General features: G+C 63.0%; 15 protein-coding genes, 3 tRNA genes and 2 pseudogenes. 11 read left to right on the top strand and 9 right to left on the bottom strand.

The annotated features are described in order from the left end of the window. Positions 1–4: 4 nt before the first annotated feature. Entirely contained in the window at positions 5–484 is a 480-nt protein-coding gene (gene rlmH, locus BBIA_RS01210; protein ID WP_033496378.1) for a 23S rRNA (pseudouridine(1915)-N(3))-methyltransferase RlmH, read from the top strand. On the opposite strand, the gene BBIA_RS01205 is transcribed toward rlmH, so the two are convergent. After that, positions 475–2,106, bottom strand: a complete 1,632-nt coding sequence (locus BBIA_RS01205) for a hypothetical protein (RefSeq protein ID WP_156103656.1) — start codon at positions 2,104–2,106, stop codon at positions 475–477. The genes rlmH and BBIA_RS01205 overlap by 10 nt on opposite strands. Before the next feature lie 314 nt (positions 2,107–2,420). Beyond that, positions 2,421–3,221, bottom strand: a complete 801-nt coding sequence (locus BBIA_RS01200; RefSeq protein ID WP_033496374.1) for a hypothetical protein — start codon at positions 3,219–3,221, stop codon at positions 2,421–2,423. A gap of 654 nt (positions 3,222–3,875) precedes the next feature. On the opposite strand from BBIA_RS01200, the gene BBIA_RS01195 reads away from it, so the two are divergent. From BBIA_RS01195 to BBIA_RS01165, 6 genes are all read left to right on the top strand, one after another. Beyond that, positions 3,876–4,292, top strand: a complete 417-nt coding sequence (locus BBIA_RS01195; RefSeq protein WP_033496373.1) for a hypothetical protein — start codon at positions 3,876–3,878, stop codon at positions 4,290–4,292. Between the two features lie 400 nt (positions 4,293–4,692). Next, positions 4,693–4,780: transfer RNA gene (locus BBIA_RS01190), tRNA-Ser, on the top strand. Between the two features lie 154 nt (positions 4,781–4,934). Continuing rightward, complete coding sequence (locus BBIA_RS01185; RefSeq protein ID WP_033496371.1) at positions 4,935–5,369, top strand: DeoR family transcriptional regulator; 435 nt, start codon at positions 4,935–4,937, stop codon at positions 5,367–5,369. Between the two features lie 259 nt (positions 5,370–5,628). Then, positions 5,629–5,700: transfer RNA gene (locus tag BBIA_RS01175), tRNA-Thr, on the top strand. A gap of 225 nt (positions 5,701–5,925) precedes the next feature. Further along, positions 5,926–6,001, top strand: a tRNA-Lys gene (locus BBIA_RS01170). Positions 6,002–6,216: 215 nt separating this feature from the next. Continuing rightward, positions 6,217–7,176 carry an ADP-ribosylglycohydrolase family protein gene (locus BBIA_RS01165; protein ID WP_081891796.1) on the top strand — a complete coding sequence of 320 codons (960 nt, stop codon included), beginning with the start codon at positions 6,217–6,219 and terminating at the stop codon, positions 7,174–7,176. A gap of 672 nt (positions 7,177–7,848) precedes the next feature. Here the strand turns inward: BBIA_RS01165 and BBIA_RS01160 are convergent. From BBIA_RS01160 to BBIA_RS01130, 7 genes and pseudogenes are all read right to left on the bottom strand, one after another. Then, positions 7,849–10,437 (bottom strand): beta-L-arabinopyranosidase, encoded by a 2,589-nt coding sequence (locus tag BBIA_RS01160; RefSeq protein WP_081891794.1) that lies wholly within the window; start codon positions 10,435–10,437, stop codon positions 7,849–7,851. A gap of 254 nt (positions 10,438–10,691) precedes the next feature. Next, positions 10,692–11,759, bottom strand: a complete 1,068-nt coding sequence (locus tag BBIA_RS01155) for a LacI family DNA-binding transcriptional regulator (protein ID WP_033496367.1) — start codon at positions 11,757–11,759, stop codon at positions 10,692–10,694. A 154-nt stretch (positions 11,760–11,913) separates the two neighbouring features. Continuing rightward, positions 11,914–14,103: a glycoside hydrolase family 31 protein gene (locus tag BBIA_RS01150; protein ID WP_081891792.1), complete on the bottom strand. Its 2,190-nt coding sequence runs from the start codon at positions 14,101–14,103 to the stop codon at positions 11,914–11,916. A gap of 446 nt (positions 14,104–14,549) precedes the next feature. Beyond that, entirely contained in the window at positions 14,550–15,698 is a 1,149-nt protein-coding gene (locus BBIA_RS01145; protein WP_051923618.1) for a glycoside hydrolase family 43 protein, read from the bottom strand. Positions 15,699–15,771: 73 nt separating this feature from the next. Further along, the gene (locus BBIA_RS01140; RefSeq protein ID WP_051923617.1) at positions 15,772–16,875 is read right to left on the bottom strand and encodes a glycoside hydrolase family 43 protein; all 1,104 of its coding nucleotides are present in this window, start codon (positions 16,873–16,875) and stop codon (positions 15,772–15,774) included. 224 nt (positions 16,876–17,099) lie between these two features. Continuing rightward, positions 17,100–17,975, bottom strand: a complete 876-nt coding sequence (locus tag BBIA_RS01135; RefSeq protein ID WP_238548396.1) for a carbohydrate ABC transporter permease — start codon at positions 17,973–17,975, stop codon at positions 17,100–17,102. Next, positions 17,945–19,241: pseudogene (locus BBIA_RS01130) on the bottom strand (IS3 family transposase). The gene BBIA_RS01135 and the pseudogene BBIA_RS01130 overlap by 31 nt, the downstream one beginning before the upstream one ends. Positions 19,242–19,290: 49 nt before the next feature. On the opposite strand from BBIA_RS01130, the gene BBIA_RS15155 reads away from it, so the two are divergent. From BBIA_RS15155 to ftsE, 4 genes and pseudogenes are all read left to right on the top strand, one after another. Further along, positions 19,291–19,437 (top strand): DUF559 domain-containing protein, encoded by a 147-nt coding sequence (locus BBIA_RS15155; RefSeq protein ID WP_156103659.1) that lies wholly within the window; start codon positions 19,291–19,293, stop codon positions 19,435–19,437. 472 nt (positions 19,438–19,909) lie between these two features. Next, the gene (locus BBIA_RS15025) at positions 19,910–20,041 is read left to right on the top strand and encodes a hypothetical protein (RefSeq protein ID WP_274518571.1); all 132 of its coding nucleotides are present in this window, start codon (positions 19,910–19,912) and stop codon (positions 20,039–20,041) included. Positions 20,042–20,403: 362 nt separating this feature from the next. Further along, a complete protein-coding gene (gene prfB, locus BBIA_RS01120; RefSeq protein ID WP_033495870.1) occupies positions 20,404–21,543 on the top strand; it encodes a peptide chain release factor 2 in 1,140 nt (379 codons plus the stop codon). A 47-nt stretch (positions 21,544–21,590) separates the two neighbouring features. Further along, positions 21,591–22,685 (top strand): annotated as a pseudogene (ftsE, locus tag BBIA_RS01115) (cell division ATP-binding protein FtsE); the annotation flags it as partial. Between the last annotated feature and the right edge of the window lie 75 nt (positions 22,686–22,760).

Here is a 22,760-nt window from a genome sequence, read left to right as displayed (position 1 = left end):
ACGCATGCAGATCGACATCATCGCCGTCGGCAAGGTCAAGGAATCGTACCTGCGCGACGCCATCGCCGAATACAGCAAGCGGCTCGGCCGCTACTGCAAGCTCGGCATCATCGAAGTCGCCGACGAAAAGACCCCCGAGAACGCCAGCGAGGGGGTCGAGCGGCAGATCAAGGCCAAGGAGGGCGAGCGTATCGCCAAGCACCTGCGCGACGGTGCCTACGTGATCGCGCTTGCGATCGATGGCAAGATGCTGTCGTCGGAAGGCCTTGCGAACGAGATCAGCCAGCTGGGACTGCGTGGCGTGAGCCATATCCAGCTCGTGATCGGCGGGTCGATCGGGCTCGACGACGCGATCCTGAGCCGCGCCGACTACAAGCTCAGCTTCTCGAAGATGACGTTCCCGCATCAGCTCATGCGCGTGATCCTGCTCGAGCAGATCTACCGCGCGTTCAAGATCAACGCGCACGAGCCGTATCACAAGTAGCTTCGTGAGTCGGCGCATGCCCGCATTCGCCGACTTGTGCCGACGTGGCGGTTTTCGTCGAGCGGAGCAGCTGTTTGGGCGGGACGTGCGCAGCCGTTTACGTGCACGGCATACGTACGCGCAGCCGGGTCCGCCAGTCGCCGACGACCTTGGCGTACGCGGTCAGATCGCCGCGGATCAGTGCGGCACCGGCCTGGCGCGCAACGTCGGGATCGGGCAGATAGGCGAGCATGACGGCGGCCATGTCCGCTTCGACGCGAGCGTGCACGCGCAGGCGACGATCGCGTTCGCTGAACGACAGTCGTTTCAGCTCGCCGAAATTCGGCGATACGGACGGCGCCAGCAACGTCGGCGCGGCCGTCAGCCCGGCGTTGCGCACGATCGCGACAATCTGTTCCACGCCTGGCGACGCCACGTTCGAAACGTTCCCGGTCGCGCGCGGCGAATCCGTCGGCCAGATCGGCGGCCGACGCGGCACCCAGCAGCATCTCCGCGATCATGCGTAGATAGATCCGGTTACGCCACAGACTCGCGCTTGGCGGATCGGCGCCGTGCCCGATCTCGGCAAGCCGCACGCCGTCGTCCGGCAGATTCCATAAACCGCGGTACGCGGCAATCACGTGCCGCGCGTCGAACAGATACCGGCGATCGACGTCCAGCAGTTCCTTCGGCTCCCCTTTCCCTCCGCGGTCGAATTCCGCGGAGTCGGGCTCGCCCTCGTCCGCACGGCGGTTGATCGCCGCGAGGTCCTCCGGCAGAAAACCAACCGCGCCATGCTGCGCGCATACCCACGCGTATTGCCGGTCGGCCTGTTCGCGCAATGCGGCCAGATATTCGGCGATTCGCCGTGCGGCGGCATTCCGCGAGGCGGAGCCGCGGCCGGTCGCGCGCGTCTCGTGCAGCATGGCCGCGCCGATGTTCGGACGGGTGAGCAGCATGAACGCGATGCCGTTGTCGCGTTTGCTGTTGCCCCATTGCAGCAGGCTGTATGCGGCGAAACGGTGCGTCTGCTCGCAGTGTTCGACGATGACTTCGCTGCGGAGCCTGCGATCGGAGATGTAGCGCGCGCCGCTGGCGATCGTGCATTGCCGGGCGAGCTTCACGTCTCCCATCGAACGGATCAGCAGCGGCATGCGCGAGGACGGGACGCCGGTGAACGCGGCCTGCCGCGCGTCGTCGATCAAATCGCAGAGCCATGCGTGGAGGCCGAGTCTGGCAACGGTTGCAACACTGTCGCGCAGGAATGCCCTGCATTCGTTGGCAACCGATTCCTCGCGGGTGGCCGCCGCGATGCAGAACATGGCCGACCATGACGATCCGCCGTACATTCCGCCGGACAGGATGAATAGCCTCTTGTCGACCGTCGAGCCGATGAGGCGGCCCGACGCGGCCGACATAAGCCGGGTGCTGGGCGGCTCCGGGGGCTTGCGTCTGCGCGGCCGACGACGGCCCGGGCCGCTGGCTCCCCTCGGTTTGGGCGGTCCAGCCCGCTCGGCTTGCCATTCCGGAGCTTGGGTTTCGTCGCGGTCGTCGACACGGCTCATCAGCATGTCGAAGCGTCGTTCGAGCTGTTTCGCCGATTTCAGAAAACCGACGACGTTCAAGGTATGCGCACCATCCACGGTGGCCTCTTTCTTCCTGTTGATTTCTCTCTGATCTCTCTGGTGATCGTTTCGCATATGGACAATCTGTCACCATGTTGTCGCGGACGTCCTTGCGTGTGACGCCACGATATTGCATACGTTTGCACAACGGGCGCAGTCGCACACGACGGAAACGCAAAAAAATTACGACGACAACAATGAATGCCTTTTGGGCAAGGCCCTTATCATGTCATGCCTTCATTGGCTGAACAATAGGCCGTCTCTATACGTGGACAGTCATTCGGACAGACCGACTCGCTGTTAGCGGCGGCCCACCGGTCTCCTCTGCTTGTTCAGTTTGCGGGATGCAGCACGCGATATTGCGACGAATAGCACACGCGCGGCTTCACACCGGTCGAAACGCCGGCTCGCGCCGGCTGCGCAACGACAAAGCCGAGCTTGGATTTCATGCCGGACCGATTCGTCCCAGACAGATTTGCTCCGGACAAATCAGGCTGTGCAGGCCGGAACGACGATGAACCCGACACCACGCGCGACTGCTGCGGCGGCATCGGAACGACAATCGGCCGCATACGGCCCGTGGTGTTGCTGGGGAAAAAACTTGGAGGCGGAGGCACCGGAGCCGACCCTGAATCGGACAACGGTTTCAGCGGCACGGTCTCCTCGAGCCGTGCATCGGCCGCGCCAGACATGCGCGACGATACGGCGGCGCGTTCCGCAGTCACCACGTCGGCGGGATCAACCGGCATGGTCGGAATCGAATCGGACGATTCGGATTCTTCGGAGTCGGACGACTCAGATTCGGCCCGTGCAAGGGACGCGGGCCGCGCATCGGACGAAACGCCGGGTCGTACATCAGGCACAGGCAAGGCGGACGCATCAGGCGCATCAGGCGCGCCCGACGTGTCAGAAGACGGGACAGACGACGCATCGGAGTCACCCTGAGGCGCACCGGAACCGGATTCCCCCGCCATGGCATCGCCCGCTTCGTCCGCATCGTCAGGCCACCCGCTGACAAAATGGATAGAAAGCGACGGATCGTCGTCAAAAGACTCAGTCAGCGGGAGCATGACGGTCGGCAGCATACCGCCAGACGCGAGGTGGTCACCCTGATCACGGCGCACATCCGACATGCCGGCTCCCTCAATCGTTACTCGCTACAACTCCACCGAGCGTATCGCACGCGGCACAAATCGGACTGCAATATGCGACCATGTGCGCAACTCCCCCACTATAACGTTACGTTTGCCACAGGTTGCCGTCATTTGCGGCATGCATTCACCACCTGACACAGCACCGATCCCCACAAGCACCCTCACCAACATTCGAGACAGCCATCGAATTCAGCCAAGCGGCTCCAAGCCACGGGGAACAGCTGCCACAGCAGCCCAAGCCCGACGGGCGACGGCATCACGATGCGGTATCGGACGGCATCTCGGGCAGCCTTCCGGCAAAACTTTCAGTCAACTTCCGGCCCGCATCGGACGACGGTCGCGACACGCCGAACCCACCAATAAATCGAACATCATGTATGTTCGATTTTGTTTGCCCCGAACATCAACCGGAACACCATATCCCTTGCCGCACCAACGCGGCACCCGCACCTCCAAACCACCAGTAAAACGAACATTCCAACGGTTTTCCGCACATCGAATCGGTGGTAGCTTAAATCACGTCAGCAATCAGCGACAACACAACAATCGAATACAGCGAGCGGTTCATCTGTGAGATGTAACACGTTCACCCTCGATTCAAATCATCGCCACCATCGCAACAAAGGACCAACCATGACTCAAGACAAGACCATCATCGTGAAAACCACATTGTTCGGCGAAGACCCGGCCACCAAGACCGCCGAGGCCAACAAGGTCGCCAAGAGCTTCGGCATCAGCGACGAGGCGCTGGCCGCCGTCGAAGACTTCAAGCAGGCGCTCACCGACCACAACGCCTGGGACCTGCCGTTCATGGGCTACGTGAACGAGGACGGCTACGGATACGCCTACGTGCCCGACCAGGCCATCGCCGCACCGAACTGGGACGCGCACAAGGCGTTCAAGTCACTGCCCGAGGACGTGCAGGTCGCGTTCGCCATTCGCATGCTCTTCACCCATCGCGATGTGGATCGCTACGGCGCCAACATGTTCCTGCACTACGAGCACGGCTTCACCGTGCGCTTCGAGGGCCCCGGCTCCAACAACTACTGATTCGTACTGATCCGAACTGGTTCAAACCAAACCGTCGAGCGAAATTATCGGGCGCGGTCGGTAAGTCCACAAGCGACGTCACCGGTCGCGACACGCTGGACGCGCACCAAATGCAGGATCGTGTGCATATCGACGCCGCGGCCGCTCGGCAAGCATCATCACGCCGCAGCAACAATCGCGACACGCCGAAAGACCGCCTTTCGGCACATCACGCAACCATCGTTGTGGGAATCTCAAAATCGTTGGAAATACTGGGAAGATAGCGGAATAACACACCTCGGTATCTTCCCTCACGAGTTCGAATCTCGTATCCTCCACCAATCTCGATTTGGCATATCCGGAAAACATGCTAGTATCTACTGATTGTGTGCTGATGCGTTCGCGCGGAGGTAACACGAATGGAGGATTCGCCTAGTGGTCTATGGCGCACGCTTGGAAAGCGTGTTGGTGTAACAGCCTCACGAGTTCGAATCTCGTATCCTCCGCCATCACCCCGGGGATCATTCGATTCCCGGGGTTTTTGCTTATCCGACAAATTTTCGGACAACCTGGGCAACCATCTGCTCCAGCTCCGAAAATGGAATCAGGCAAGGATGAGGTATCTTCCGCAACATCGGTCTGGCCGATGAACTCGGCAGCGACATGCGCAACCTGTACAAGTACTCGAAGCCCTACTCCGGCAAGGATCCCGTACTCGACGACGGCGATGTGTTCGAGGCGTTCATCCCCGTGCGCTGGGTGGAAGGCAACACCGCCGAAAACGATGCGACTGCTCGCAATGAGACTGAACATAACCCCAATGAACAGGTACATGGACCAGATAAAACCGTAAACGATCTCCATGAGCAGGAAAATGAGCAGGAAAAAGAGCCTTCTCGGGAGCAACTAATTCTTGATCTGATTCGTGTAAACCCGGCAATTACCTACCACGAGGCAGCGGACACTCTGTCCGTGTCCTACTCCACGGCCCGAAGAGGCTTCCAAGCACTACGGGAATCCGGGACAATCGATCGCATCGACTCAGACAGGCGCGGCACATGGCGCATCCTCACCCCGCCACAACCATCCCGCGAGTGATACCAAAGCCCGTCACGACATGATGCAGATATCCGCGTCAACGCACTGGAAGGCAACACCGGAACAGATTCTCATCCATCAAAGTACGTCGAATGGCTCGCATCCCCTGAAACGTCCTCCGATTCCCTTCGCGACTCCATTCGGCGCTCAGCATGTTTTGGCCTGTCGGTACGCCGATTTGCGCAATGCGCGATTCCGTGGCATGATGTTCAGGTTGCTCGACGAGGTCAGGCCAAATAGCCTGAGCGTCGTCCATCATGCCCCGATAGCTCAGTGGTAGAGCACTTCCTTGGTAAGGAAGAGGTCGTGAGTCCAATTCTCACTCGGGGCTCTTTCTTGTTCTCTCTTGCTTTCCCTCTTCCCGTTTTTCCACAAACAGAAACCATCTGACGCCACGTACCGTCAACGGCATGGGGACACGCCGGCGCATCGGCCCGCCAATGACGGTATTTGCTAGGTTCCGACTCGCTCTCCCCCTACCAGACACGGCCGAAAGTTGCGTTGGCGGCAGAATGGTGTATATTAGTCACTCGTTGCGCAAGCGACATCTAACCAAGCCCCTGTAGCTCAGTTGGTTAGAGCAGCTGACTCTTAATCAGCGTGTCCAGGGTTCGAATCCTGCGGGGGCACCATCAAGGCATCGACTTCGGTCGGTGCTTTTTTGTTTTCTCCGAAGATCACAATCCCGTCCATAGCAGCGACGCAAACGAGGGGCACGGGCACTTTCTGCCGGCAGGCAAGAACCGCCGCGCAGCGGGCGGAATGGCGGAGGACGAAAATTGTCCGGTTATTAGGATTGACGGCAAATGGCCGAATATGCAAACTCAACGAAGAAGGAGACCCGTCCATGACAGCACTGTCCAACGAACCCAACACCAACAACATCAATATCAACAACACCAACATCCATGCCGGCACCACCGTGAACGCCGACGTCGCCGGCACCAGCCGCATCAGCGCGAGCGTCGCGCAACTGCACGCGGCCGTGTACGGCCAAGCCGTTGGCGACGCGCTCGGCGTGCCCTACGAGTTCGAGCCGCGCGACTCGTTCGCATGCACCGGCATGACCGGTCACGGTTCGCACAACCAGCCAGCCGGCACATGGTCGGACGACACGGCCATGATGCTCGCCACGCTCGATTCGCTGTCCGACCACAACGGCCAGGTGGATACGGCGGATATGCTCGCCAAGTACCGCGCTTGGATCACGCGCGGCGAATACACGCCGGACGGCACCGTGTTCGACGTGGGCGGCACCACCAGTCGCGCGTTGGCGAGCGGCCGCGGCGGCACGCGCGAGCGCGACAATGGCAACGGTTCGCTGATGCGTATTCTGCCGTTGGCGTTCACCGATTGTTCCGATGATGATATTCGTCGCGCGAGCGCCGTCACGCATGCGCATGAGATCAGCACGGAGGCGTGCGTGCGTTTTGTCCGCGTCGCCCGCCTGCTGATTGAACACGGCCGCGGTTGCTCCGACGCGGAACTGTGCCGTGCGGCGGGTCTGCCTGCCGATCTGCGCTCCCGTTCGCGCGATGATATTCCGTCCAGCGGGTTTGTGCTGGATACATTGCAGGCGGCGATGTGGTGCCTACTCACGACGGACAGTTACCGCGATTGCGTGCTGACCGCCGTGAATCTGGGCAGCGATACGGATACGACCGCCGCCGTCGCGGGCGGCTTGGCCGGGCTCGCGTACGGTGACGGGGAGAATCCGTGGGAGCGTGAGATGCGCAATACCGCGCTGTTGGAGTCGCTGATCGCGAAGGCGGTTGACGGTCTGCCTGCACTGCACGCCCGCGCATGATGCCAGTCAACGAACCGACAATGGTCCGTTGACACGGGCGCGACGCCGCGCCGTTTCAGAAGACGGACGTCAATTCGTCCGTTTTCCGTACTCGAAATACCGATGAATCAGTGCTCGATGCCGTACTCGGCGAACATGTAGGCGTCGTACTGGCGTTCGCCGGAGTACTGCGGTTCGGTGTGATGCATGTCGTAATGGTTGCCGTTGTTGTTCATGATCGTTCCTTTGCTCAACTTCCATCCATGTCATGTTCTGGTGTACTGCGCCCATGTTTCCGGATGATGTGCGTAGAACCAAGCGCAGATGAACTCGTCCGGACAGCAACATGAACATGCGGGTACCTGCACCTGCAAAGGCCAAGTTCGGTCAGCCCACCGCGGATGGCAGTGCGCGCAACGCCGCCGCGGAACGACGGACAACCCCAAGAACCCAGAAAGCCCGGCCGATCGGGGCCGGGCTTTCAGAGGAAGAAAGGAGAGAGAAGAAGAAAGGTTCAGTTGTCGCGGCCTTTCGGCTGCTGACTCATAGTTAATCACCCGTTTCCGAGCGTACGATCGAGGATTCCTGAAAGTATTCTGAAAATCCTCAACCGCACGCCGCAAACACTGCCCAGCGATACTCGGAAGCAATGCTCGAGACCCGCTGAGCAAGCGGGTCGACCTCGACCGCCCGTTACCGCACGGCGAAGATGCGCGCCGACGGGCGGCTGTCGTCGGATACGATCAGCCGGACCGTCCGGTCGTCTACACGTTCGACGGACCACGGTCGAGCCTGCGGAGCATGGCCGAACGCCGCCGGCGAGGGGAAGATCTGCTTGACCGTGCGCCCCGCCGGCACGTTCAGATCAACGTACGGCAGACCATCGCGACGCCAGACCGTCACGTACGCCGTGCCGTCGCCGGAGCGGACCGCGTCGATTCCACCGGACGCATTGACTCCAACGTTCGCAGCATTACTCGCGACATCGTCGGACGCAGCATCAACGGACGTATCGGCGTCGTCGACCGACCGCAGGCCCGCGACAAGCCAATCGCCGGTGAAGTCGGGCAGTCCGGCGGGCCACCACGGCACGAGCCGCTCCTGTTCGGCGAGCACGCGACGGTGCAGGCTGACCGCGTCGCGCACGAGCGCCAGTCGCGTGTCGTTCATGCGGTTGATGAATCCGGACAGGTACAGGCGACCGAGCACGCCGCTTGCCAACGTGAGCACGGCCGTCTCGTCGTCCATCTCCTGCTGCGCGTAACCCCAGTTGCCCTGCTGTTCGGGCAGGATCGTAAGTCCCGCGCCGGCCGCGATGGCCGCGTAGATCAGCGGATCGCACTGGTCGGACGTCGACTGCAGGTCCAGACGCGACAGCTGCGCGTAATCCGCACGCATCGCGCCGGAACCACAGTTCTCGATCATCACGTCTGGATGACGGCGACGCACATCGTCCAGCCAGTCCAGATACGCGCGGCAGTGCGCGAGCAGGCCGCCGCCGACCGACTCGGCGTCGCGATCCGTGCCCGCGCCGGGGATCGTGTTGTAGTCGAACTTGAAGAACTCCACGCCGAATTCGTCGATCAGACGGTCGACGGTGCGCGTGACGTGCTCGCGCGCGGCCGGAGAACGGAAGTCGAGCAGATATCGGCCGGAATCGCATACGCGCACGCCGTGACGCGTGAAGAACGCATCGTCCGGCAGGCTTGCGGCGAGCGGCGACTTGACTCCGATCACCTCGGGCTCGAGCCACAGGCCGAGACCCATGCCATGTTCGCGGATCACGTGCGCCACGCCGGCCAGTCCGGCCGCGCCGAAGCGGTTCGTGGACGGTTCCCACTCGCCGACCATGTCCCACCAGCCGCCGTCGGTACTGTCGTACCAGCCCGCGTCGATGCAGAACACGTCCGCACCCGCCTTCGCCGCGCCTTCGATCAACGGCAGTTCCTTGTCGAGCCGCGGGTCGCCGAACAACGTATTCATGTAATCGTTGTATACGACCAATCCCTGCGAACGTTCGAACTGCGGCAAACGTCCCAATTCGACGGCCTTCGCGCGACGCAGCGCGCGTCGCTGTAGCGTCATCTCCCCCGCCGCGCGCTGCCAGTCGCCCGCCGCAATCGCGAACGAAACCGGCACGCTCGTGAAATCATGGCCCTCGCCGAGCGCCGTATACCACTGGTGGTCCACGTACTCCGGACCGAACGCGGTCACGTGCAGTCCGGGGTCGTTCTCGCCGACCTCCCATTCCCACGCGCCGTTGTGTTCGATCTGCCACATCACGGAGAACGCCGGCTCGCCCGACTCGCGACCAGCCTCGAACGCTTCGACGATGCCGGCAGGCTGATGCGAGCCGGTCGACCACGTTGACGTCGAGCTCAGCGCGAACCGCGAACTCGACTCGCCGGGATTGATGCGCTGGTTGCGTTCGCGCACGACTGTGTCATGCAGCGGGGCGCAATGCCAATCGTTTTCAACCGCCCACGCCGAATCGCCCCAATAGAGACGCGACGAATCCGCGGTGGCCCCATTCGCATCCAACGGCAGCGTGAGGCTCAGCGAGGACACCGCTTCGATCGGCAGCGGTTTTGGCGAGCGCAGCACCGTATGGGCTCGCACCGCGGACAGGCCGGGGAACGCCTCGAACACGGAGATGACGGTCAGCCCGTCGCCGCAATCACTGCAATCGTGAACATTGCCATCGTGGGCACTGGTCGTCGTATCCGCGGCGGGATCAGCTGTGCTCGAGACCTCGGACGCCGCCGCAGCCTTGGCGAGCCGGCGCGCGGCGGCCGGATCGGCACTGTCCAACGGACGCCCTGCCGGCCGAAGCTGGTCGTACGGCGCGAATTGGGTGATTTCCAACCGGTACGGTTCGATAGCATTCGCCGATACGCCGGCGGCGCCGATCACCGGATCGGCCGTCGGAACGGTCTCCCGCGCGCCGACGAATCGCAGCTTCGATCCCGCGACGGTGGTGACCAGCGTGAGTCGGTTGTCATTCGAACCGGTGCCGGATGCAAGCACCTCCACGATCGGCCGGGGATCACGCTGCGCAGTCCAATCATCGACGGCGGCACGCGAATCCTCTTCACCACAGGAACCGGTCGAAGACATACCGCGCCCGGACAGTCCGACCAAGCGCACCGGATGGTCGGCTCCAGTGTCGAACACCATCGTCACCACGCCGTTGCCCCAAGCGAACCGACCGTGGACGTCGGGCGTCAGTCGTCGCGCCTTCGCCTTGTCCCGCCCCTGCGTGCCCGAGCCGTTATCGTTCATTGCAGCATCTCCTTGCCGTGTCGTCGCAACACCGTTGCCCCGAATTTTGAACCGATTCATCAATCGACGTTCATCAGCTTAGGACGGCCGAACCCGCAGTCCGCCGAATCATCCAGCACGCAAACGTGAGCCCAGACACACAGGGAACCGTATGCCGACGTCGGCGTAGGCACGACGGCACGCAGGCACGGCGGCAATTCGCGCCGACATGCGCGCATTCACGTTCACGCGAACGCTGTGCACCGCAACGCCGTTCACGCGCGTTCGCCGCTGCCGCGCGCGACGACGGCATGGGACACGGTCATCGTACGCGCATCGGTGGGAGTCGTCCCGTCGATGCGCGCCAACAGCAGGTCAAGGCAGTCACGGGCCATTTCGGCCGGATCGATGCGCACGCTGGACAATCCGGGCGTCATAAACCTGCCTTCGGCCACGGCATCGAAGCCGACGACCATCACGTCCTGCGGCACGCGCACGCCGGCGTCGGTGAGCGCCTTGAGCACGCCGATCGCGATCGGGTCGCATACGCAGCATACCGCGTCAAAACCGAGCGTTTCCAACACGTTGCAGCCGTCATGCCAGCCGCGCTCGGTTAGCAACCGCGTCATCGTCTCATAGCCGGTTTCGCGCCGCCACGCGCACGGCAGCACGGCGCCGGCGACGATCGCGTCCTCGCGGGATCGATATGCACCGGCTTCCACCAGCGCGTCCAGTGCGCCGCCCAGCCGCAACGCGGACGAGCTGGGCGCCGACCGTTCCAGCAGTTCAGGTTCGGCCCCCATCACCAGCACGCGTCGCGCGCCGTGGCGCAGCAGGTGATGCACGCCGGCCGCAGCGCCGTCGGCGCAGGGCGTGAACACGCCGTCGACCTGCCCGGCAAGTTCGAACGCGTCGAGCATCACGAGCGGATGCCGACGGGAGAATCCGACGAAATCGGCGGCCGCGCTGCGCGGCCAGCATACGATCGCACCGTCGCAGATCTGCATGGACGCGCTCGACAGCATGGCCTGCTCGTAGTCGGCGGAAAAGCGCGTCTGCTGCGCGACAATCTGATAGCCGCGTTTGCCGGCCTGATCTGACAGCGCGGCGACCAGTTCAGCCGGGAAAATCAGGTCGAAGTCGGTCAGGGAGACGCTGATGACGTGCGTGCGGCCGGAACTGAGCTGCTGCGCGGCGATGTTCGGCCGATATCCCAGCTGTTCGGCCGCGTCGAGCACGCGCCTCGCGGTTTCAGGCCGGACGATCGCCTTGCGCCGCAGGGCGTTCGACGCGGTCATGCGCGATACGCCGGCGAGCGCCGCAACATCGTCGAGTGTGACCATCGTGCCTCCTTCGTCCTTGAGGGCCCCATTGTATACCGGGAGTTCGGGCATATCGGGAGTATCGGGAGTATCGGCCGGGTCGAAGCCGGGCCAGTCCGGGCCACGCCGGATCAAACAGACCGGGCCGCCCCCATCGGCCAGCCCGGTCGGATCATCAGATCAGTCCCTGCAGTCCGTGGTCGTGGCCGTCGCGCGCAAACGCCGGTACCACGTCGAGCGGGGCATCGACGGTGATCGTCTGTCCGCCGGCGAACGTCTCGCCGGTGTGCAGGTTCATCCACGAGGTGTCCGAACCGCCCGGCAGGTATACGCTGCGCGAGCGCGCGCCAAGTTCGGTGACGGGCGCGACGAGAATGTCCGGGCCGAACAGGTATTCGTCGGCGACGTTCGCGGCCGCTTCCTCGCCGGGGAACTCGTAGAACAGGCCGCGCACAAGCGGCTGACCCGATTCGTGCGCCTCGGCGAACAGTTCGCGCGTGTACGGGCGCATGGCCTCACGCAGGTTGATGTACTTGACCATGATGCGTTCGACTTCCGGCCCGTACGTCCACGGTTCGTTGTCTGCGCCGGTGGTGATGTGGTCGATCGGGTTGCCCTTGCGGTCGAACGTGGGCTTGCCGGGCACGCGCGTGGCGGGCATGCGGTCGCCGTGGTTGCGCATGACGGCGCTGAACGCGGAGAACTGGCACCAGCGCACGTACAGTTCGCGGAAGTCCTCGCTGGTCGGGTCGCCGCCCGCGAAGCCGCCCATGTCGGTGGTGAACCACGGGATGCCGGCGGCGCCCATGTGGATCGCGCAGGTGATCTGCGCCTTCAGGTCGTCGAACGTGGAGTGCACGTCGCCGCTCCACACGAGCGAGCCGTAGCGCTGCGAGCCGGCCCATGCGGCGCGGGTGAGGTTGACGATGTCGTCCTTGCGTCCGATCGAGAGCTGGCCGTCGTAGAACGTCTGGTTGTACTTCTGCGGGTAGATGTTGCCGACCTTGCCGACGGGGCCGATGTGGAACAGGTAGTGCGCGTAGTCGTAGTCGCCGCCCCATTCCGGTTCGGCCTCGTCGAGCCAGAACGCGTCGACGCCGAGGTCGGTGTAGTTCTTCTTGGCGAGCGCCCACACGAAGGCGCGCGTGTCGGGGTTGGTGGCGTCGAGGAACTGGTTGTCGCGCGGCCACCACATGCCCACGTCCTTGCCTTGGCGGGTTTTGGCGAGCAGGTTGCGGCGGCGCATTTCGTCGTAGTTTTCGGATTCGAGGTCGATCTGCGGCCAGACGGAGACCATGAGCTTGATGCCCATCTTGTGCAGTTCGTCGGCCATGGCCTTGGGGTCGGGCCAGAATTCCTCGTCGAAGCGGAAGTCGCCCATGAGCGGCCAGTGGAAGAAGTCGATGACGATCAGGTCGATCGGAATGTTGCGGCGCTTGAATTCGCGCGCGGTTTCGAGCAGCTGTTCCTGATTCCAGTAGCGCAGCTTGCACTGCCAGAAGCCGAGTCCCCATTCGGGCATGACGGGCGCGTGGCCGGTCGCGTCAGCGTACTGCGCTTCGATCTGCGCCGGGGTGTCGCCGGCGGTGATCCAGTAGTCGATCTGGTCGGCGACGCCGGAGCGCCATTCGGTGTGGTTGGTGCCGAACGTGACCTGGCCGACGGCCGGATTGTGCCACAGGAAGCCGTAGCCGCGGCTGGAGACCATGAACGGCACGCTGACCTGCGAGTTGCGGTGCGCGAGTTCGAGCGTGGAGCCTTTGAGGTCGAGCACGGGATGCTGGTATTCGCCCATGCCGTAGATGTGTTCGCCGTCGTACGCTTCGAACGAAGCGACGGGCGATTCGGCGCCGCTTTCGAGCGGATGGTGGGCGCGGGCACGCAGTCGGAGCGCGCCACCGTCGCTGGCTTCACGCAGCAGGATTGCGCCGGTGGACGCGTTGAGGAAGGTGAGGCGCAGTTGGTCGTGCTGCCAGCCGATCAGTTCGAGTTTGACGGCGATGTTGCCGTTGACGATGGCGGCCGCGAGTTCGCCGATGACGATTTGCGGCTTGGCCGCGTCGGCCGGCGGGGCGAGCAGCGCCCAGTCGGCGTCGATGACGCGCTGCATGAGGCGGGAGCGCACGCGCACGCTGTTGGCGCCCCATGCGTCGATGCGCACGTATTCGCCGTCGCCGTTCCATTCGATAGCATTGCCGTCGGCGGCGGCGTGGAATGCCTGTTCGGCGATGCTGCCTGCCGTGCGGGATGCACCGGAGGTTTCGACGCTGACGCTGCCGGCGCCGTCGGCCGCGGTTCCGGCGAGTTGTGCGGCGAACGCGTGCTGTGCGTCCGTAGAAAGGGTTGATGATGCTGAGAAGGTCATGTCCGCTCCTTGCGTGAATGCGACGGATTGTCCGGTGCGGGCACGGCATCTGCACCGCCTCCGCGCTTGGTATCCGTCTTTACAACCGTACGCTGTGTTGTAGCGCTATAATTATAGCGCTACAACAAATCGACACGCCATCCCAACCAACAAGGAGAGTACCGATCATCCACAAAGCCACGCACGGAAGCCTCATCCGCGCGATCAGCCGACTATCCGCAAGATCACGCCAAAAGACCCTCCAGCGTGACATCGCCGTCGGCATATTCCTTCAACCATCCGCAATGTCACGCCAGAAAACCCTCCAGCGTGACATCACAGCCAGTACGTCCCCTCAACTATCAGCAATGTCACGCCAGAAAACCCTCCAGCGTGACATCGCGGATAGCAAGGCGTGGGAACCATCGCCAAGGCCACGCAATCATGCCGATACGATATCGGAACGATCAGCCGAACGCAGCGACGAGACGCTCGCGTTCGGCGGCGGTGATCGGCATCACCGTGCCATGCCGCGGCTTGCCGCCGTCCGGGCTGACCGGCAGCCCCTCGCGCAGCTTGCCACTCACCGGCGCCCAACCGTTCGGATCGGCGAGATCCTGCGTCGCGAAGCCGATGTAATGGTTCGGACCGTCGTGATAGCTCGGCTGGTCGATGAACAGGAACCAACGGTAACCGTTCACGTCGCCCGGATTCGCCGGGAAAATGCACGGACCTTCGCCGCGCGTGAACGGCTTGGGCGAACCATCCTCCGCCTTCTCACCGTTCGACAGGCCGACGCCGACGTTCTCGCGCACCAGCTGCCAGCCGCCGTCCGACTCGCCGTCCAGGGTCGCATCGTTTTCATCCAGCGCTGACAGCGAGTCGAACGAGCTGAACATCTCCCCCGGCAGCATGCCGTGCACCTTGCCGAGCAGATCATGCGAACGTTCCTCACGGATCGTCATCGTGCGCTCGTCTTTGACGAAGCGGTACCACCAGTCACCGTCACGGGCGACGGTCGCGTCGATCAGGCCGCGTCCGTCATGGCCGTTGCCGCGGCACACGTCCATCCAGACCTGCGGCGCGCTGAACGTGCGGAAGTCCTTGGTCGTCGCGATCATCATGCGACCGTAGGTCGGCTCGTTACGCAGCGCACCGTCGGTCGCGGCCGCGCCGTCGTACAGGTTCGACGACCAGTAGACCGCGTACGCGCCGATTTCGTCGTCCCAATACGCTTCGGGTGCCCACGTATTGCCGGCGGCCGGCGGCGAGACGAGCACGTGCCGCTGGTCGCCCCAATGCACGAGATCGGTCGACTCCCAGATTTCGAGATAGCGCGAGCCGGTGCGCTGGGCTTCGCTGAAGCTGCCGTTGAGCGCGGCGACTTTGAGGTCAGTGGCGATGATGAAGAACCGGTCGCCCTCGTGCGAGCGCATGATGAACGGGTCGCGCAGGCCGCGCGTGCCGAACGTCGATTCGAACAGCGGTTTGCCACCGTTCAACGCGTGCCAGCTCAGCGCGTCGTTGCCATTGGAGACGGCGAGGCTAATTTTCTCGCTGTCGCCGCGGTCTCCGGTGAAATACGCCCACGCGTAGGCTTCATACGGGTCACTCATGCATACCACCAACCCTTCTGTTCACAGCATTGTTAACGCTAACGTACGTTGATGTACGTTAGCGTACCACCATTCAGCCGATCGTGCCGTCAGCCGCGCGCAAACGGTCGTATTCCGCACGGGACAGGGACATGACGCCGCCGTGCTTGGTGTGCGGGGCCATGTAGAAATCGTCGGAACGCAGGTAGTCGAGGCCCTTGTCGAGATCGGTCGTGACCATCGGGCGGTAACCGATGGACGGGATCACGTCCACATACAGGTACACGCGATCGTCGGAATGCGAGGCGAAGAACGCAGGGCCCTCCACACCGCCAGGGTTGCCGTTCTTGGTCCAGTCCTTGCCGATCTCGTACTGGACGGGCGTCCACAGAACGCCCGACTCCCACCAGCGCGGCGCGTCGGTGCGGTCGACCCAAATGCCCGGGTGCAGGCCGTTGTCCTTAGTCGCGCGGTAGGTGCGGATCGTGCCGTCCGGCAGTTCACGCTGGAGCATGGTCGTGTCGATCGTCGCATGGCCGGCGTCGATGAACACGCCGCCGTACTCGAACGTCTCGTTCGTGAAGTCGCTCGTCGCGCCCCACATAATGTGATCGTAGGAATCCGGGTCCGCGTGTTCAGTGTCGGAATCGGCGAAGGTCTTGCTCGACCAGTACAGCACGAACGCGCCGCGGCTGCCGTTGTGCTCGGCCTCGGAGCCTTCCGGATAATAGTCCGGCACCCACAGGGCCTCGGGCGCCCACGCCATGCCGAGTTGCGCGTCGGTGCCGTCGGGGCGACGCGCGACGTTGAGCTCGTGCGGCTCGCTCCAGTGCACCAGATCGTCGGAATGCCAGATGATGAGGTTCGTGCTGCCGTGATGCGACCACTCGGTCCAATTCTGCTTCGACTGGTCCGCGTTCGGGTCGAACACGCGCAGGTCGGTGGCGATGACGTACACGCGACCGGTTTCCGGATTGCGCGTCAGATACGGGTCGCGCACGCCGGTGGTGCCGAGCGGCGAGGTAAGGATCGGCTCGCCGTTGTTGAGCGGATGCCAGACCTCGGGATTGTCGCCGTCGGACAGGTCGAGATAGATGCGCTCGGCGTAGCCGTCCGGGTTCTCGATGAAATGGACGAGCAGATAGCCGTAGGGGTCCGCCGGCGGTTGCGGCTGCGGTGCGCGCTTGATGATGGCCATGATGAGGCTCCTTTTCTGTATGTGTAACGATAAAAGTGTAATGGGTGTGCGGATATAAAAAACGGGGATGGAACGCTTGGCGAGCAAGCTGGAAGGAGAAGGGAAACCTCCTCGCCTCGGGTTCCATCCCCGAAGGATTGCGCTGCGCGACTTCCGGCCTGATGAGCTGTCGGAAGCCGCCGCGAAGTGCGGTATCGCGTTTTGCGCGATGCTGTGTTGTTGACTCAGCCCTTGACGGCGCCGATCATGACGCCCTTGTTGAAGTACTTCTGCAGGAACGGGTACAGGATCAGCAACGGTGCGGTGGAGACGATGATCACACCGTACTTGATCTGGTCAGCCAACTGCTGCTGCTGGAGTGCGCTCTGGCCACCGTTACCGGCACCACCCTGCTGAGTCTGGTTCGCCAAGAGGATGTTCTGCAACACCATTTGCAACGGCTGCTTCGTATCCGTACGAATATAAATCAGGCCGGTGAAGTAATCATTCCAATGACCCACGAAGTAATACAAGCCCAACACGGCGATAATCGCACTGGACAGGGGGATCACGATCTTGAGGAAGTAGCCGAAGAACGAGAGACCATCAATCTGCGCCGCATCATGCAGTTCTTCAGGAATCGAGGTTTCGAAGAACGAACGCGCGATAATCAAATTCCACACACTCACGGCACCCGGCAGGATGAACACCCACATGTTATCCAACAGGTTCAAATCCTTATACAACAAGTAAGAAGGGATCAGACCACCAGCGAAGTACATCGTGAACGTAAACAAGAACAAAATCACACGACGCGGCTTGAAATCCACCCGGCTCAACGCGAACGCGGCAGGCAGGGTCACGATCATGTTCAACGCCGTACCCACCACCGAGTAAATAATCGTGTTCTTATAACCAATCCAAATACGACTATCAGAGAACACTTTCTCGTAACCACCGAAGTTAATATCCACCGGCAGAACAGTGACCTTACCAGTCGAGACCATCGCGGGATTCGAGAACGAGGCGATCACCACGAACCACAACGGGTAAATCACCACCACCACAATCAAAGCCAACAAGACCCAGATCACGATATCCGCAACCTGAAGTGGCCTGATTTTTGTTCCGTCTCTGCTATGAGACGGCTTGTGCCATCTGCTTTTGATAATACTCGTTCTCGACCTGTTCCGGTGTCCTGTAGCCCAGGGAGGCGTGCAGTCGCTTCGAGTTGTACCACGAGACCCACCGCATCGTCGCATACTCCAGCTCGGCCACACTCCGGTAGGGCTTGTTGACCCAGATCAGCTCGCGTTTGTACGTGTTGTTCGTGCGTTCCGCCAGCGCGTTGTCGTACGAGTCGCCGACCGTGCCGGTCGAGGGGAGCATGCCCGCGTCAGCCACGTGCGTGGAGTACACGAGGCTGATGTACTGCGAGCCGTGGTCGGAGTGATGCACGCACCCGTCGGCGCCGCCGTGGCATCTCGCCCACACGACGGCCTGCTCCAACGCCTGCAACGGCAGTTCCTCCGTACGCATCGTGGAGGCCGTCGCCCAGCCGACGATTCTTCTGGCGTACGCGTCGGTGACAAACGCGACGTACGCGAACGAGCCGTCCGCCAGGCGAACGTAGGTGATGTCGGCCACGTGCAGCCGGTTCGGCGCCAAGGCGGCGAACTTGCGTTCGACCAGATCCAGCCTGCCGCCACGGCCCTTGGCGGGAACCGTGGTGACCGGCCTCCTGCCGCCCCGAACGCCTTGGAAGCCGAGCCCGCGCATGATGCGGGCGACCTGGTCCCTGCCGACCTCCCGTGGATCCCAGCCCTGACGGATGAGCTGGTGCCATACCTTCCGGTATCCGTACACGCGCATGAACTCGTCCTCCCGGATCACAGTGATGTCACGCGCCAACGCCTCGTGGCGCGCCCCCATACGACTGACGGGACGGCGTTTGAACATGCGGTAGCCGCGCGCGGTCAGGAACCCGCAATCCAACGCGGCCGACAGGACCCGGCAGATCGGCCCGACCCCGAAACGGTCCCTGAAGGCGTCGATGTACGCGGCCTTCAACGCCGTGTCGGGTCGAGCCTGGCCGCGAAAAAAGCCGACGCCGTCGTCAGTATCTCGTTCGCCTTGCGCAGCTCCGCGACCTCGGCGCGCAGACGTTTCAACTCGGCGGCCGTCTCCTCCGCGCTGATCGCGGACTGTTCGGCGGTCGTCCGGTCGGCCTTGTTCCTCCACCTGCGCAACGTCTCCGGGGCGATGCCCAGACTCTGCGCGACGGAGGCCACGGCCTTCGTCTCCGACGAATGATTCGCACGCGCCTCCTCCAGAAGCCTGAGCGCCCTCGCCTGGAACTCCTTCGTATAACGAGTCTTTCCGGTCATGTTCCTAGTCTCCCATCAATGAGATAAAACACGGAACAAAAACCAGGTCATATCAAAAGACGCCAAACGCACCAAGGATTTGGAAGCTGAAAACCCATTGGTGCTGAGATTCGCGAACAACCAAGTGGATCGCATGTTCAACGAGGCGTGCATGGAGATCGACCGAGTGGTGACAGCAAGAATTGCCATGCAATAAGAGGGCGTTGCGGCTCTGGTAATTGGTATCGCGCTATGCGCGATGCTGTGTTGTTGGCGGCACTAACGTGCCGCGACGCTCCCCCAGTCGACCTTCGGTCGACAGCGTCCTGCAATTATGGACTCGCTTCGCGAGCAGTATTGCTGGCTCGCTATCGCTCGCTCCTCGCCTAAAAACAGTCCACTGGACTGTTTTCTTCACGGCTCGGCCTAGCCGAGGGGGCCGAGGCTACCGCCAGCATCACAAGCGTTGAACACACGCCGGAGCGGCAGCTACCGCTGCCGCTGACAGCACGGCATCACGCGACAGCGCGATTCCGACACCCACCGGGCAACGCCCGTACACAACAAAATACGAAGAGCCCGTATATGTCACCGGGCCGGCCGGGCTGCATGAGACAATGCGAAGAGCTTGTTCCGCCCGTGGCGACACGCCCGGCGTAAATCGGCGGCGGTGCGTATGATGCTGAACCATGAGTGACTACAAGGCCGAACGGGAGCAGCGCGAACGTCGCCGCCGCAGCATCGTGCGCGCGGTGTGCATCGTCGTATCCGCTGCCATGCTGCTCAGCCTTGTCATTCCCGCAATTTACGCGGGTCTTTGACGCTCCTTTTCGGCCGTTTTCTTCGTCTGCACGCATCCGCACCCGCCAACCGAACCGCCTCAACCGAACCAGCCGATCGAACCAACCGATCGAACCAACCGGCACGGGCGGCGCACACCGTCCGGCCGTCATCGGGCAAGGCAAGCGGCGCGGGAGCACAGGACAACGCAAGGCAGGGAAGCCGGCCGACGCCGCAACGCCGCGCAACCGCACATCCGCGCACAATCGCGGACACCAACGCAAACGCAGGCGTACGGCAAAGGAACGCACGGCACGCAAGTGCAGTCGGCACACAGCAGACAACGACACAACAACAGACCAACGAACAACAGAACAGCAACCAGAAACGCACGGTGGTAACGATGGCAGAATTTGACTACGGACAGGCAATCGGCGACGCGCGCGCCAAATACGAATCGATCGCCAAGGCGCTCGACACGGACCGTCTCAAGGCCGAAATCAAAGACCTTGAGCAGAAGGCGGCCGAGCCGGGCCTGTGGGACGACCCGGACAACGCGCAGAAGATCACGAGCAAGCTGTCGGCCGCGCAGGCCCAGCTGCGCCGCCTCAACTCCGCGAACCAGCGCATCGACGACGTGGAGACGCTCGTCGAGCTCGGCCGCGAAATGGAGGACGCCGACTCGCTCGCCGAAGCGCAGACCGAAATCGGTAAGATCCAGCAGGATCTCGACGACATGGAAATCCAGACGCTGCTCGACGGCGAATACGACGAACGCTCCGCGGTCGTCACGATCCGCTCCGGCGCGGGCGGCGTGGACGCGGCCGACTTCGCGCAGATGCTGCTGCGCATGTACCTGCGCTGGGCCGAGCGCAACGGCTACAAGGCCAAGGTGATGGACACCTCGTACGCGGAAGAGGCCGGCATCAAGTCCGCGACGTTCCAGGTGGACGCCCCGTACGCGTTCGGCCGCCTGTCGGTCGAAGGCGGCACGCACCGCCTCGTGCGCATCTCCCCGTTCGACAACCAGGGCCGCCGCCAGACCAGCTTCGCCGCGGTCGAAGTCGTGCCGCTCGTCGAGGCGACCGATCACATCGACATCCCGGACACGGACATCCGTGTCGACACGTACTGCTCGTCCGGCCCCGGCGGCCAGGGCGTGAACACGACCTACTCGGCCGTGCGCATCACCCACCTGCCGACCGGCATCGTCGTGACCATGCAGGACGAGCGCTCGCAGATCCAGAACCGCGCCGCCGCCATGGCCGTGCTCCAGTCCCGACTGCTCGTGCTGCGCCACGAGGAGGAGGCCAAGAAGAAGAAGGAGATCGCCGGCGACATCAAGGCCAGCTGGGGCGACCAGATGCGCTCGTACGTGCTGCACCCGTACCAGATGGTCAAGGACCTGCGCACCGGCTACGAGACCAGCCAGACGCAGGCCGTGTTCGACGGCGACATCGACGCGTTCATCGAGGCGGGCATCCGCTGGCGTCACGAGCAGCGTCGCGCGGTCGCGGCCGAGGCCGAAGCCGCCGAAAAGTAGTCGATTCTCGGCTCCCGCCATCGGGAGCCAAGGAGGATGGAAAGCATATGGCACTCATCTCGTTGGATCATGTGAGCAAGATCTACCCGCGCGGCACGCGGCCCGCGTTGGACGACGTCAACCTGCACATCGACCGCGGCGACTTCGTGTTCCTCGTCGGCGCGTCCGGCTCCGGCAAGACCACGCTGCTCAGCCTGCTGCTGCGCGAGGAGGAGGCCACCGACGGCGAGATCCACGTCGCCGGCAACGACCTGCGGCGTCTCACGAATCGTCAGGTGCCGCAGTACCGTCGTTCGATCGGCTTCATCTTCCAGGACTACAAGCTGCTCAACAACAAAACCGTCTGGCAGAACGTCGCGTTCGCGCTCGAAGTGATCGGCACCCGCCGATCGACCATCAAGTCGCTTGTGCCGAAAGTGCTCGAAACGGTCGGCTTGACGGGCAAGGAGAACAGCTATCCGCACGAGCTGTCCGGCGGCGAGCAGCAGCGCGTCACCATCGCCCGCGCGTACGTGAACCATCCGCAGATCCTGCTGGCCGACGAGCCGACCGGCAACCTCGACCCGACCACGTCGCTCGGCATCATGGAGGTGCTCGACGCGATCAACCGCACCGGCACCACGATCGTCATGGCCACGCACAACGAGGAGATCGTCAATTCGATGCGTAAGCGCGTCGTCGAACTGCACGCCGGCAAGATCGTGCGCGACGAGCGGCAGGGATCGTATGATTCCGCGCTGTATTTCCCGGACGCGGAGGTCGAGTCGCGCTCGCAGCAGGCGCTCGGCATGGGCGGCGACGCGCGGTTCCGTCCGGGTGCCGCCGGTGTGGACGCCGCGACGACTGGTCCGATCGCGGCCGTGGCCGGTGCTAGTGCGAACGTTGCGCATGATGACAACGTTGCGCAAAACGCTGATGCCGGATCGACGACGGCCGAAGGACGCGGCGGTGCGCACAGCAAGCGCAATTCGCGCGCGCGTCAGGCCGAGCGCGTGATCGACCAGGTGACTGAGGCGATCAACGGCGACCAGACCGACGAGGGCATCGCCCGACTTGCGAACTCCGTGCACTCCGGCCGCACGGGCCGGTACGGCGAAGTGTTCGCGCCGGTCGAAACGACGCTGACGTGGGGCCGCGGACTCAAGCTCGACGAATACGAGGCGTCGCTCAAGGCGGGCGAGTCCGTTTCGTCCGATGCTGCGGTCGCCGATACCGGT

This window comes from Bifidobacterium biavatii DSM 23969, assembly GCF_000741165.1.
Classification (GTDB): domain Bacteria; phylum Actinomycetota; class Actinomycetes; order Actinomycetales; family Bifidobacteriaceae; genus Bifidobacterium; species Bifidobacterium biavatii.
The sequence above is the reverse complement of the archived record's forward strand: the minus strand, read 5'-3'. Positions and strand labels throughout refer to the sequence as shown.

What these genes read in the sequence shown, in the direction of transcription:
- rlmH (WP_033496378.1), top strand. Translation starts at nt 5, where the DNA reads ATGCAGATCGACATCATCGCCGTCGGCAAGGTCAAGGAATCGTACCTG.
- BBIA_RS01200 (WP_033496374.1), bottom strand. Translation starts at nt 3,221, where the DNA reads ATGTCGGATGTGCGCCGTGATCAGGGTGACCACCTCGCGTCTGGCGGT.
- BBIA_RS01195 (WP_033496373.1), top strand. Translation starts at nt 3,876, where the DNA reads ATGACTCAAGACAAGACCATCATCGTGAAAACCACATTGTTCGGCGAA.
- BBIA_RS01185 (WP_033496371.1), top strand. Translation starts at nt 4,935, where the DNA reads ATGCGCAACCTGTACAAGTACTCGAAGCCCTACTCCGGCAAGGATCCC.
- BBIA_RS01165 (WP_081891796.1), top strand. Translation starts at nt 6,217, where the DNA reads ATGACAGCACTGTCCAACGAACCCAACACCAACAACATCAATATCAAC.
- BBIA_RS01160 (WP_081891794.1), bottom strand. Translation starts at nt 10,437, where the DNA reads ATGAACGATAACGGCTCGGGCACGCAGGGGCGGGACAAGGCGAAGGCG.
- BBIA_RS01155 (WP_033496367.1), bottom strand. Translation starts at nt 11,759, where the DNA reads ATGGTCACACTCGACGATGTTGCGGCGCTCGCCGGCGTATCGCGCATG.
- BBIA_RS01150 (WP_081891792.1), bottom strand. Translation starts at nt 14,103, where the DNA reads ATGACCTTCTCAGCATCATCAACCCTTTCTACGGACGCACAGCACGCG.
- BBIA_RS01145 (WP_051923618.1), bottom strand. Translation starts at nt 15,698, where the DNA reads ATGAGTGACCCGTATGAAGCCTACGCGTGGGCGTATTTCACCGGAGAC.
- BBIA_RS01140 (WP_051923617.1), bottom strand. Translation starts at nt 16,875, where the DNA reads ATGGCCATCATCAAGCGCGCACCGCAGCCGCAACCGCCGGCGGACCCC.
- BBIA_RS15025 (WP_274518571.1), top strand. Translation starts at nt 19,910, where the DNA reads ATGAGTGACTACAAGGCCGAACGGGAGCAGCGCGAACGTCGCCGCCGC.
- prfB (WP_033495870.1), top strand. Translation starts at nt 20,404, where the DNA reads ATGGCAGAATTTGACTACGGACAGGCAATCGGCGACGCGCGCGCCAAA.